Annotated in this window: 11 protein-coding genes and 1 tRNA gene; 9 read left to right on the forward strand and 3 right to left on the reverse strand. The window is 70.2% G+C overall.

Annotated elements, in window-relative coordinates:
- Nucleotides 1-231 precede the first annotated feature (231 nt).
- From ACIQNU_RS28375 to ACIQNU_RS28415, 9 genes are all read left to right on the forward strand, one after another.
- A complete protein-coding gene (locus ACIQNU_RS28375) occupies nt 232-1,137 on the forward strand; it encodes a hypothetical protein (RefSeq protein WP_401371864.1) in 906 nt (301 codons plus the stop codon).
- Between the two features lie 89 nt (nt 1,138-1,226).
- Nucleotides 1,227-2,024 (forward strand): YcnI family protein, encoded by a 798-nt coding sequence (locus ACIQNU_RS28380; protein WP_401371866.1) that lies wholly within the window; start codon nt 1,227-1,229, stop codon nt 2,022-2,024.
- Between the two features lie 144 nt (nt 2,025-2,168).
- Complete coding sequence (locus tag ACIQNU_RS28385) at nt 2,169-2,822, forward strand: SCO family protein (protein ID WP_401371868.1); 654 nt, start codon at nt 2,169-2,171, stop codon at nt 2,820-2,822.
- Nucleotides 2,819-3,322, forward strand: a complete 504-nt coding sequence (locus ACIQNU_RS28390) for a copper chaperone PCu(A)C (RefSeq protein ID WP_401371870.1) — start codon at nt 2,819-2,821, stop codon at nt 3,320-3,322. Before ACIQNU_RS28385 ends, ACIQNU_RS28390 begins: the two co-directional genes overlap by 4 nt.
- A 49-nt stretch (nt 3,323-3,371) precedes the next feature.
- Complete coding sequence (locus ACIQNU_RS28395) at nt 3,372-5,372, forward strand: copper resistance CopC/CopD family protein (protein ID WP_401371871.1); 2,001 nt, start codon at nt 3,372-3,374, stop codon at nt 5,370-5,372.
- A 6-nt stretch (nt 5,373-5,378) separates the two neighbouring features.
- Nucleotides 5,379-6,746 (forward strand): iron uptake transporter deferrochelatase/peroxidase subunit, encoded by a 1,368-nt coding sequence (efeB, locus tag ACIQNU_RS28400; RefSeq protein ID WP_401371872.1) that lies wholly within the window; start codon nt 5,379-5,381, stop codon nt 6,744-6,746.
- A 103-nt stretch (nt 6,747-6,849) separates the two neighbouring features.
- Nucleotides 6,850-7,785, forward strand: coding sequence for a prephenate dehydratase (gene pheA, locus ACIQNU_RS28405; RefSeq protein WP_401371874.1), 936 nt, complete (start codon nt 6,850-6,852; stop codon nt 7,783-7,785).
- A 661-nt stretch (nt 7,786-8,446) separates the two neighbouring features.
- Nucleotides 8,447-9,736, forward strand: a complete 1,290-nt coding sequence (gene serS / locus ACIQNU_RS28410; protein WP_401371876.1) for a serine--tRNA ligase — start codon at nt 8,447-8,449, stop codon at nt 9,734-9,736.
- 2 nt (nt 9,737-9,738) lie between these two features.
- Nucleotides 9,739-10,548 carry an HAD family hydrolase gene (locus tag ACIQNU_RS28415; RefSeq protein WP_401372072.1) on the forward strand — a complete coding sequence of 270 codons (810 nt, stop codon included), beginning with the start codon at nt 9,739-9,741 and terminating at the stop codon, nt 10,546-10,548.
- 169 nt (nt 10,549-10,717) lie between these two features.
- On the opposite strand, the gene ACIQNU_RS28420 is transcribed toward ACIQNU_RS28415, so the two are convergent.
- The 3 genes from ACIQNU_RS28420 to ACIQNU_RS28430 all read right to left on the reverse strand — a co-directional run bounded on the left by ACIQNU_RS28420 (nt 10,718) and on the right by ACIQNU_RS28430 (nt 12,171).
- Nucleotides 10,718-10,803: transfer RNA gene (locus tag ACIQNU_RS28420), tRNA-Ser, on the reverse strand.
- A gap of 247 nt (nt 10,804-11,050) precedes the next feature.
- Complete coding sequence (locus ACIQNU_RS28425) at nt 11,051-11,293, reverse strand: hypothetical protein (RefSeq protein ID WP_401371878.1); 243 nt, start codon at nt 11,291-11,293, stop codon at nt 11,051-11,053.
- A gap of 158 nt (nt 11,294-11,451) precedes the next feature.
- A complete protein-coding gene (locus ACIQNU_RS28430; RefSeq protein ID WP_401371880.1) occupies nt 11,452-12,171 on the reverse strand; it encodes an ABC transporter permease in 720 nt (239 codons plus the stop codon).
- Nucleotides 12,172-12,180: the final 9 nt, after the last annotated feature.

The following is a 12,180-nucleotide window of genomic DNA, read 5'->3' on the forward strand; positions in this document are numbered from 1 at the left end:
CCTCCTGGCTGCGGCTCGACATACCGATACGTATTGCCGCAACCGGCAACGCGCAATCGCGCGCCGGACGTGATACCGCCCATACGGCGGACGCGCGACGGGATGGCGTCGGTGTATGTGGCCGAGCGTTCGGGGTGATGGTCGTCGGCGTGATGTTGACGCATACCCAGAACGTGACCTTCCGGACCTGCCGTACGGTGCCCATGGGGCCGGTGCGATGATGGGCCCGCCATGACTGCCCCCCACCAGCGCGAGGAACGGGCCGGGTTCGATCTCCGGCTGTTGCGGGCCGCGGTGTTCACCGCGGTCTGCGTCGCGTTGTCCGCGGCAAGTCATCAACTCGCCTCCGCCGATGCGGTCCCGCTGTGGACGCTGGCCGCCGGGTTCCTCGTTCTGCTCGCCGTGGTCGTCCCGCTGGCGGGGCGCACGCGCTCGCTGCCGGGCATCGCGGCGCTGCTCGCGGTCGGGCAGATCGCCCTGCACACACTGTTCGGGCTCGGTCAGCACGGCACCGCCGCTTCCGCTTCCGCTTCGGCCGGGGCGTCCGACGCCTCGCTCGTGCAGCAGGCCGCGCGGCTGGTGTGCGGCGCGGGCGCGGTGGCCATCGGACCCGCCCAGGCGCGGCGCCTCCTCGCCGACGTGGGCGGGGGACACGGGGTCGGCGCCGGTGCGGCTTCCGGTACGGGCGCGGTCATGGGGCACGCGTCCGGCGCGATGGACGCGATGGGTGCCGTGGGCGCGGCGGGCGGCGACGCATCCGGAACTGTGTCCTCCATGGACTCCATGGCGTCCATGCCCTCCATGGCGCTGGTGCCCTCGCTGCCCATGCTGGTCGGGCATCTGCTCGCGGCGCTGGCCACGGGCTGGCTGCTGCGCCGGGGCGACCTCGCGCTGTTCCGGCTCGTCCGGCTCTCCGCGCACGGGGTGGCGGAAGGGGCGCTCGTCCGTGCCCTGCGCGGCGCGCTCGCTCTCGTACGCGCCCTCCTGGCCGGACTGCCCCGGGTACCCGGCGCGGCGCCGCGGGTGCCGCGTACGGACCGGCGGGCGGTACCGAAGCCGCGTACCGCCGCACTTCAGCACTCGGTGATCAGACGAGGGCCGCCCGCCAAGGCCGCCGCTCTCGTTCTCGCTGCCTGACGCGACCCTCTGTCGCGCGGCACGCGCGCGTGTGTGCTCACGCGCGCCCTCTCACCGTCACCACCGCTGAAAGTGGAGTGCTTTCTGCCATGAAGATGTCCCGCGTGTCCCTCGTCGGCGCCACCGCCGCGACCGCCGTACTGCTGCTCTCGGCCCCCGCCTTCGCGCACGTCAGCGTGCAGCCGGACGGGCCGGCCGCCAAGGGCGGTTACGCCACCATCAACTTCAAGGTGCCCAACGAGCGCGACGACGCGTCCACGACCAAGCTCGAAGTGAGCTTCGACGGCGACCACCCACTCGCCTCCGTGATGCCGCAGCCCGTGCCCGGCTGGAAGGCCGTCGTCACCAAAAGCGCGCTCGACAAGCCGCTTGAGCTGCACGGGAAGAAGATCACCGAGTACATCTCGAAGGTGACCTGGACCGCCGACGGCAAGGGCGTCGAGCCGGGCTACTTCCAGAGGTTCCCGCTCTCCGTCGGCCAGCTGCCCGAGGACACGGACCAGTTGGTGTTCAAGGCCGTCCAGACGTACTCCAACAAGGAGGTCGTCCGCTGGATCGAGCCGCAGCAGGAGGGGCAGGCCGAGCCGGAGAACCCGGCGCCCGTGCTCCAGCTGACCGCCGCGTCCGACGACCACCACGGCGGCGCCGCCGCGAGCCCCACGACCGCCGCGGACAAGGACGCCAAGACCGGATCCGGTGACACGACCGAGACGGCGTCCGCATCGGCCGACAGCAGCGACACGACCGCACGGGCGCTCGGCATCGCGGGGATCGTGATCGGTGTGCTGGGGGTGGCGTACGGGGTGCTCGCGGGCCGTCGGCGTCCCGCTGCCGCCGAGCCGGGTGCGGGTTCCGGTTCCGGTTCCGGTTCCGGTTCAGCGAGCTGAGCCTCCGCTTCCTCGGATCCCTTCGAGTCCCTACGGCTCGCTCCGAGTCCGTACGAATCCCTTCGAACGTCCCGGATTCCCCCGGGCCCCCCGGCCGGACCCCTCCGGCCGGGGGCCGCGGGGGGTCCGCCTGGAGAATGCAGTATGCGCAAGAAGACCCTGCTCGCCGCCGCCCTGCTGACCGCGGCCACCCTGACCCTGTCCGCGTGCGGCAGCAGCGACGAGAGTTCCGCACCGACCGTCAAGGTCGAGTCCGAGACGGACCAGAAGGTCGCCACGGTCCTCGACTCCCCGTACACCAAGCCGGATCTCGTCCTCACCGACACCAAGGGCGAGAAGTTCGATCTGCGGGCCGCCACCAAGGGCAAGCCCACGCTGATCTACTTCGGCTACACCAACTGCCCCGATGTGTGCCCGCTGACCATGGGGAACATCGCGCAGGCCAAGAAGAGCCTGCCGAAGGCCGACCAGGACAAGCTCCAAGTCGTCTTTGTCACGACCGACCCGGAACGGGACACTCCGGAGTCGCTGGGCAAGTGGCTCAAGGCGCAGGACCCCGAGTTCATCGGGCTGACCGGTGACTTCTCGACCATCCAGGCCGGCGCCCGTCAGCTCGCCATCGCCATCGACGCGCCGTCCAAGGACAAGAACGGCAAGGTCGTCTCCGTCCACGGCAAGCAGGTCATCGCCTTCTCGCCCAAGACGGACGCCGGGTATGTCCTGTACGACGGCGACTCCACGACCATCGACGACTACGCCAAGGATCTGCCCCGGCTCATCAAGGGGGAGAACCCGTGAGCCTCCGCACCGGCCGTACGGGGGTGCTCGTGCTGGTGGCCGGGGTCACGGCCGTCGCGCTCGCCGGGTGCGGAAGCGATTCAGGTTCCGGTTCCGAGTCCGGTGCGGCCGGTGCCAAGCCCGAGTTGAAGGTGGACGGCGCCTTCATTCCCGCGCCGCCGACCGGTGACATGGCCTCCGGGTTCTTCACGGTCACCAACTCCGGTGGCGCCGACGAGCTGACCTCCGTCACCAGCGACCTCGCCACCGACGTCACCCTGCACACCAGCACCGACGGCGGCGCGATGGTGGAGAAGACCTCCTTCAAGGTGCCCGCGAAGGGCACCCTCGACTTCGCGCGCGGCGGCAACCACGTCATGTTCGAAAAGATGACGCACCAGCCGAAACAGGGCGAAAAGGTCGCCGTGACCCTGCACTTCAAGAAGGCCGGTGCGGTCACGGTCGAGGTTCCGGTACGGGAAGCCACGTACAACCCGACGTCCACGAAGAAGCACCACTGATGAACGCCACTGAGCGCCAACTGAACGCCAACTGAGGGAGGGCACGTAGATGCGGACCGTCGTTCCCCGCTTCCGGAACCTGCTCCTGCTGTTCCTCGCGGTCGCCGGCGCGCTGCTCGCCGGCGCCGCGCCGGTCTCCGCGCACGCCGCGCTGACCGGGAGCGACCCGAAGCAGGGATCGGTGGTCGACACGGCCCCGGACCGGGTGTCGCTGACGTTCTCCGAGGGCGTGGCGCTGTCCGACGACTCCCTCAGGGTGCTCGACCCGTCGGGCAAACGCGTCGACAAGGGCAAGGCGGCCTCCCTCGGCAACGACACGTACGCCGTCGCGCTGCACGCGGGGCTGCCGGACGGCACGTTCACCGTCACCTATCAGGTGGTGTCCGCCGACAGCCACCCCGTCTCGGGGGCGTACACGTTCTCGATCGGGGCGCCGTCGAAGACCACCGTGGACCTGCCGTCCGAGGCCGCGGGCGGCGGGGTCGTCGGCGCGCTCTACGGTGCCGCGCGGTATGTGTCGTACGCCGGTTTCGTGCTGCTCGTCGGCGGGGCGGCGTTCGTCCTGGCGTGCTGGCCGCGTGGTGCGGGGGTGCGGCCGGTGCAGCGGGTCGTGGTCTCCGGCTGGGTCGCGCTGACCGCCGCCACGCTGGCGATGCTCCTGATGCGCGGCTCCTACACCGGGTCCGGCAAGGTCGCCGACATCTTCGACCTGAACCTGCTCGGCCAGATACTCCAGACGAAGACGGGCGCGGCCCTCGTCTCGCGCCTCCTGCTGCTCGCGGCTGCCGCGCTGTTCATAGCGGTGCTGTTCGGGGCGTACGCGCGCGGGGCGGGCGAGAGCGGAGACGAAGGCGACGGTACGGGGGACGAAAAGGGTACGGAGGGCTCGGACGGTACGAGGGCCGGCGAAGGTGCGGACCGTGCCGAGGGCGCCGTTCCCCAGCGGGACCTGGCCTTCGGGCTCGGTATCGGCGGGGTGGTCGTGGCCGCGGGACTCGCCGCGACCTGGGCCATGGCCGAGCACGCGTCGACCGGCATCCAGGTCGGGCTCGCGATGCCCGTGGACGTGCTGCATCTGCTCGCGGTCGCCGCCTGGCTCGGCGGTCTGAGCACGCTGCTCGTCGCCCTGTACCGGGCACCGTTCATCGAGGCCACGGCCGTACGGCGGTTCTCACGGCTCGCGTTCGGCAGTGTGGTCGCACTGGCCGCGACCGGGTTGTACCAGTCCTGGCGTCAGGTCGGCTCGTGGTCCGCGCTCACCGGCACCTCGTACGGCCAACTGCTGATGATCAAGGTCGCGCTGGTCGCCGTGGTGGTCGGTCTCGCGTGGTTCTCGCGCGGCTGGACGGCACGGTTGTCGGAGACGGTGGCGGAGTCGACGGAGGAGACGGTGGCGGAGACGGCGGTGCCTGTCGGCTCCGATGCGTCCGTCGACTCCGGTGATTCCGATGACTCCGTGGAATCCGACACCGCCGTCGACCCCGCCCGTACCGCCCAGCTCGCGCGGCAGCGGACCGCCCTCACCACCGCGCGCCGCAAGCGGGACCGGGACGCCGACCCGGGGCGCTCGGGCCTGCGGCGCTCGGTGCTGGCCGAGGCGTCCGTCGCCGTCGTGCTGCTCGCCGTCACCACGGTGCTGACCTCCACCGAACCGGGCCGTACCGAGGAGGAGGCCGCGCGGGCGACCCAGGCCGCGTCCACGGACTCCGGGCCGCTCTCGCTGCGGCTGCCGTTCGACACCGGGGCGCAGGACGGCAAGGGCACGGTGGTGATCGACCTCGCGCCCGGCCGGGTCGGCAGCAATGGCATGCACCTCTATGTCGAGCGCCCGAACGGCAGCGGGTTCGACGTCCCCGAGGTGAAGGTCGCCTTCACGCTGAAGTCGAAGGACATCGGTCCGCTGCCGGTCGTCCCGGACCGTATCGCCACCGGACATTGGAGCGCGGGCGGCGTCCAGCTCCCGCTGGCCGGTGACTGGCAGATCGCCGTGACCGTCCGCACCTCCGACATCGACCAAGTGACCGTGACCAAGAACGCGAAGATCGGCTGAACGACCATGGCGGAACCTTCGAAGACTCCGACCGCCCCGACGACCGCCCCGACGGCGCCGACCGCCCGGACCGGCGCCGGATCCTCGGCCCCGGCCTCCCCCTCCACGGACGGCTCGGGCTCCACGGAAGCCCCCGGCTCCCGGATCTCCCGGCGCCGGCTCCTCGGGACCGCCGGTGCGACGGGCCTGGTCCTGGGGGCGGCGGGCGGTGCCACGGGCTACGCGGCGGCGCGCTCCGGTTCCGCCGATACGGCCGACGCAGCGCCGCTGACCTCTCTTGGCGCGGACACAGCAATGTTTCACGGGAAACATCAGGCCGGTATCACGACGCCCATGCAGGCATCGGGCCATCTCGTCGCCTTCGACCTCGCGCCGGGCGCGGGCCGCAAGGAGGCGACGGCGCTGCTGCGGCGCTGGTCGGCGACGGCGGAGCGGCTGATGGCGGGCGAGTCGCCGAGCGGGGACACGGATGTGGCCCGCGACGCGGGGCCGTCCCTGCTGACCGTGACCTTCGGTTTCGGGCACAGCTTCTTCGGCCGCACCGGTCTGGAGAAGCAGCGGCCGGTCGCCCTCGATCCGCTGCCCGACTTCTCGTCGGACCGGCTGGACAAGGCGCGCAGCAACGGCGATCTCTGGGTGCAGATCGGCGCGAACGACTCCCTTGTGGCCTTCCACGCCCTGCGCACCCTCCAGAAGGAGGCGGGGAGCGCGGCGCGGGTGCGGTGGCAGATGAACGGGTTCAACCGTTCGCCCGGGGCGACCGCGCGGCCGATGACTACGCGGAATCTGATGGGCCAGGTCGACGGTACGAGGAATCCGAAGCCGTCCGACCCCGATTTTCAGCAGCGGATCTTCGTACCGGACACCACGGGCGGCGACGTACCGGCCTGGATGGCGGCGGGCTCGTACGCGGTGGTGCGCCGGATCCGGATGCTCCTCGACAACTGGGAGAAGCTGCCGGTCAAGGACCAGGAGGGGATCATCGGGCGCCACAAGTCGGACGGGGCGCCGCTGACCGGCGGGACCGAGACGACCGAGCCCGATCTGGAGAAGCTGGGCGCCGACGGCACCCTGGTCGTCCCGATCAACGCGCACGCGCGCATCACACGTCCGGATCAGAACGGCGGCGCCGCGATGCTGCGCCGGCCCTTCTCCTTCCACGACGGATTCGACGCGGACGGGGTGCCCGACGCGGGTCTCCTCTTCGTCTGCTGGCAGGCGGACCCCGCTCGGGGCTTCGTTCCGGTGCAGCGGAAGCTCGACCGGGGCGACGCGCTGTCACCGTTCATCCGTCACGAGGCCAGCGGTCTGTTCGCGGTGCCGGGGGGCGCGGAGAAGGGCGGGTATGTGGGGCAGGGGTTGTTGGAGGGGTAGCTCACGCGGGAGACCTCGGTGGGGTCGCCGCTGGGGACCTCGGTAGTGGTCACCGGTCGGACGGCGGGAGCCGGTGGCTGCCGGAGACCATTAGGGTGACCGTATGTCGGCCACCCGGTATACGTATCTCGGTCCCGAGGGCACCTTCACGGAGGCTGCCCTGCGGACGCTCCCCGAAGCCGCCACGCGCGAACTCGTACCGATGGTGTCGGTGCCGGTCGCGCTCGACGCGGTCCGCGGCGGGGAGGCCGCGGGTGCGCTGGTCCCGATCGAGAACTCGGTCGAGGGCGGTGTCACGGCCACGCTCGACGAGCTGGCCAAGGGCGAGCCGCTGATGATCTACCGCGAGGTGGTCCTTCCGATCGCCTTCGCGCTGCTGGTACGCCCCGGTACCGCGCTGCACGAGGTCAAGACGGTGACCGGGCACCCGGTCGCCCAGCCCCAGGTGCGCAACTGGCTGGCCGCCCACCTCCCGCACGCCCTGTGGGAATCCGCCGCGTCGAACGCGGACGGCGCCCGTCTGGTCCAGGAGGGCCGTTACGACGCGGCCTTCGCGGGCGAGTTCGCCGCCGCGACCTACGGCCTCGAACCGCTCGTCACCGAGATCCACGACGCGGCGAACGCCGAGACCCGCTTCGTCCTCGTCGGCCGCCCCGCCCGGCCCGCCGCTCCGACCGGTGCGGACAAGACGTCGGTCGTCATCTGGCTGGGCGACGACCACCCCGGTGCCCTGCTCGAACTGCTCCAGGAGTTCGCCGTACGCGGGGTCAACCTGATGCGGATCGAGTCCCGCCCGACTGGCCAGGGCATCGGCAACTACTGCTTCTCCGTCGACGCCGAGGGACACATCACGGACCGCCGGGTCGGTGAGGCCCTCATGGGTCTGAAGCGGATCTGTCCCCAGGTGCGGTTCCTCGGCTCGTATCCGCGGGCGGGTGTGGCGCTGGACGCGGTGAGCCCGGTGCGGGCGGGGACGTCGGACCGTGCGTTCACGGAGGCGTCGGACTGGCTGACGCGCTGCCAGGACGGGCGTTTCTAGAACCAAGGTCTTCGGGGGCCGAGGTCTTCAGGGCGGGGTTTTCGACGGCCGTCCACGGGTGGGCAAGGGGTTCCCGTGCGTCCCGGCCGCCGGTCCTACCAGCACATTTTCGCCATCCACAGAAGTTATCCACAGGTGAGCAACTCGACCTGGGGACAAGTCGACAACGAAGCACGACATGGTCGACAAATCGGCTCAGAGTCCACAACTCCGTCCACAGTCGCGCACGTCACCCCTCGTCCACCCTTTTCCCTTGATCAACCCTTTGGAGCGAACCATTTCCACCCGAAAGTGGGTGTGAGGTCAGTTTGAGCCGGGAATCCTTCGTCCCGCATGCGGCTTTCGGAACGATCACTTCCGCCATCCACAGATCTTCCACACAGCCTGTGGATAACTCTCCGGGAGTTATGGGCCCCTGTGGACAACCGGATCGGCCCGGGTACCAAGTCCCCCTCCCCACAAGGGAATCCGGTCAAGGCACCGCATCACATCACCCCGTATCGAAGGAATGGCGGTCTTTTATTGACGCTGCTCGATTCCTTCACGACTCTTCTGACGGCGACGCATTTCATCACTCCCGAAAACCCCGGCAATTCCGACATACCGCACAGAATGCAATAGGGAGTCGTGGCGCCGAACCCCGCACCGGTAGCCTTGAAGGGTGATTGACCTTCGCCTGCTCCGTGAGGACCCCGACCGTGTGCGCGCTTCGCAGCGCGCCCGTGGAGAGGACGTCGCGCTCGTCGACGCCCTGCTCTCCGCCGACGAGCGCCGCAGGTCGTCGGGCGTCCGCTTCGACGAGCTGCGTTCCGAGCAGAAGTCGCTGAGCAAGCTCATCCCCAAGGCGTCCCCCGAGGAGCGCGCGGAGCTGCTGACGCGGGCCGAGCAGCTGAAGGCCGACGTCAAAGCGGCCGACGCCACGCAGGACGAGGCCGACGAGGAGACCAAGCGCCTCCTCCTCCAGCTCGGCAACCTCGTCCACCCGGACGTCCCGGTCGGCGGCGAGGAGGACTTCGTCGTCCTGGAGACGCACGGCACGATCCGGGACTTCGGCGCGGAGGGCTTCACCCCCAAGGACCACCTGGAGCTGGGCGAGGCGCTCGGCGCGATCGACGTCGAGCGCGGCGCCAAGGTCTCCGGCTCCCGCTTCTACTATCTGACGGGCGTCGGCGCGCTCCTGGAACTCGCCCTGGTCAACGCGGCGATCGCCCAGGCGACCGAGGCCGGTTTCATCCCGATGCTGACGCCGTCGCTGGTCCGCCCGCGCGCGATGGAGGGCACCGGCTTCCTCGGCCAGGCCGCGGAGAACGTGTACCACCTGGAGAAGGACGACTACTACCTCGTGGGTACCTCCGAGGTCCCCCTCGCCGCGTACCACATGGACGAGATCATCGAGGCCGACAAGCTGCCCCTGCGGTACGCGGGCTTCTCGCCCTGCTACCGCCGCGAGGCCGGCACCTACGGCAAGGACACCCGGGGCATCTTCCGCGTCCACCAGTTCGACAAGGTGGAGATGTTCTCGTACGTCGCTCCGGAGGACGCCGAGAACGAGCATCAGCGGCTCCTCGACTGGGAGAAGCAGTGGCTCAACTCCCTTGAGCTGCCGTTCCAGGTGATCGATGTCGCGACCGGTGACCTCGGCGCGTCCGCCTCCCGCAAGTTCGACTGCGAGGCGTGGATCCCGACGCAGGGCAAGTACCGCGAGCTGACCTCCGCGTCGAACTGCAACGGATTCCAGGCCCGGAGGCTGTCGATCCGGATGCGCGAGAACCGCGACGGCAAGAAGGTCCTCCAGCCGCTGGCGACGCTGAACGGCACGCTGTGCGCCGTACCGCGCACGATCGTCGCGCTGCTGGAGAACCACCAGCAGGCCGACGGTACGGTCCTGGTGCCGAAGGTGCTGCGGCCGTATCTCGGTGGCCGCGAGGTCCTGGAACCCGTGGCTCCGTGAGCATGTCGTCCTCCTTCCCCTACCGGCTCGTCGCGACCGACCTCGACGGGACGCTGCTGCGCGCCGACCACACGGTCTCGGAGCGCACACGGGAAGCGCTCGCCGCGGTCACTTCGGCGGGCGCCGCGCACATCATCGTCACGGGCCGGGCGGTGCCCTGGACCCGGCACATACTCGACTCCCTCGGGTACGAGGGGCTCGCGGTGTGCGGCCAGGGCGCGCAGGTCTACGACGCGGGGACGCGACGGCTGCTCACCTCGGTGACCCTGGACCGGCAGCTCGCCGGTCTGGCGCTCGCCAAGATAGAGGCCGAGGTCGGACCGCTCGCGCTGGCCGCGAGCAGGGACGGTCTGGACGGCGACGTCGTCGTGGGCCCCGGCTACGAGGTGTTGGAAGGCCCGCTTCCGGTGATCCGCTGCACGGACATCGCGGACATGTGGTCGAAGCCGCTGAACAAGGTGTACATCCAGCACCCCCGGCTCACCGACGACGAATTGGCGCAGGCCGCGCAGGACGCGGCGGGCGGTCTGGTCGGCGTGACCATGGCCGGCGAGGGCATCGTCGAACTCCTCCCCCTGGGCCTCACCAAGGCCACGGGCCTCTCCCTGGCAGCTCGCCGCCTCGGCCTGAAACCCGAACACACCATCGCCTTCGGCGACATGCCCAACGACATCCCCATGTTCACCTGGTCCGCCCACACCGTAGCCATGGCCAACGCCCACGAGGACGTGAAGGCAGTGGCAGACGAAATCACCACGTCGAACGAGACGGACGGCATCGCGGTGGTATTGGAACGGCTGTTGAGGGGCTGATTCCGGGGGGCGGTGGTACGGGGGCCGCATCCGCGGAACTCCCGACCCGACGGAACCGGCACCTTCATCCAACCCGGCGGGGTCCAGGGGCCGCAGGCCCCGGTGTCGGCCCCCTGCCCGGGGATCTCGGTGCCGTATCACCGGGTCAGCCACAGCGGTCAGCGTCTTGCGGAGGATGCGCGGTTCGAACGCGCGCGGGTTTTCGGCCCGACCACGGCTTAGCAAGCCGGTGCTTTACCACTCAGCCAATCCTCCGGGGGGTGGGCGGTCCGCGCGGAGTGCGCTCTCGAAGCGACCGCCCCGGGCAGCTCCCGTGGAGGGACTCGACGGAGACCGGTGGGTTACTCCGGAGCCGCACTCCACGGGCTGCCCTGTCGGAAGCGTGACGCCCTCGTACTACTGGACACGTCACGCTCCTCTCCCCGACAGTGGCACCGCATCCGGCGCTCACATGACTACTGTGCGCTCACGCGGAAGGTGGTCGCCACCGATTATTCGCGGCTCACCGCTTGCGCTTCTTACGGCGCCGCGCCCTGCTCCAGAACCACCCTGCGGGGGGTTCATCGGAGCGCCACGGCTGGGGCTCCGGGGCCCCCGACCGCCAGCGGGCAGCGAGCATCCGCGCCCGCGCGGAGGGCTCGGTCGTCTCCGCGGACCGTATGAAGTCGTCGTCGAGCTGGACTTCGTCCCAGGCTTCGGCGTCCCCCGACGCGTCGTCCTCCCCGGACGTCGGCCCCTGCGCCATCGTGACTCCTTCCCTGGAAGGCTTGCGAGCGGGCAGCACCGACCGCCCTGCCCACTTTCCAGTGTCGCTGTACGAAGGTGAAGAAGCCGTCAAGATCAGGGTCCGGTCCCGTACCGGACGGTTCCGGTACGGGACGGTGCCGATCCGTGACCGGTCCCTTACTCCTCGCCCGCCAGCTTCAGCGTCCGCAGCTTCTGGCCCGCGTACCAGGTGGCCAGGACCGTGACCCCGATGAGGAGCACGGTCGCGACCGGCAGGCTCACATCGGAGGTGACGAGGTCCGCGTCGGCCACCTTGTGGGCGACGGCGAGCGACCACTGCTGGACGCTCAGGGTGCGGGCGCCCGCCACCAGCGTGCCGAACAGCGCCTCCCACACCAGCGCGTACACCAGGCCGAACACCACCGCGTGGCGCGTGATCGTGCCGAGGAGCAGGAACAGCGCGGCATAGGCGATGGAGCTGACCAGTGCGGCGATGGTGTAGGCGACGGCGACCTGCTGACCGTTGCCGTTGAGGATGAAGCCCGCGATCAGGGTGGGGATCGCGGAGAACGCCATGGTCACGCCGATCGCCACGATCAGCTTGGTGAAGATGATCGTGGGCCGCTTGACGGGCTTGGCCAGCAGATAGACCACGGAACCGTCGTCGATCTCGGGGCCGATCGCGCCCGTACCCGCGATGACGCCGATGATCGGCACCATCGTGGCGAGGGCGAAGCCGCCGAGCAGGTCGGCGGCGATCTGGTCGTCGGCGCCCGCGAAGCCGCGGACCGCCGCCGAGATCACGATCAGCAGGGCGGGCAGGGCGAACAGGATGAGGGCCCGGCGGCGGCCGAGCAGGGCTCGATAGGTGAGCCGGGCGACTGTGGGGTCGTACATCTTTCGGCC

The sequence above is a fragment of the Streptomyces sp. NPDC091292 genome (assembly GCF_044757265.1).
In the GTDB taxonomy this organism is placed as follows: Bacteria; Actinomycetota; Actinomycetes; order Streptomycetales; family Streptomycetaceae; genus Streptomyces.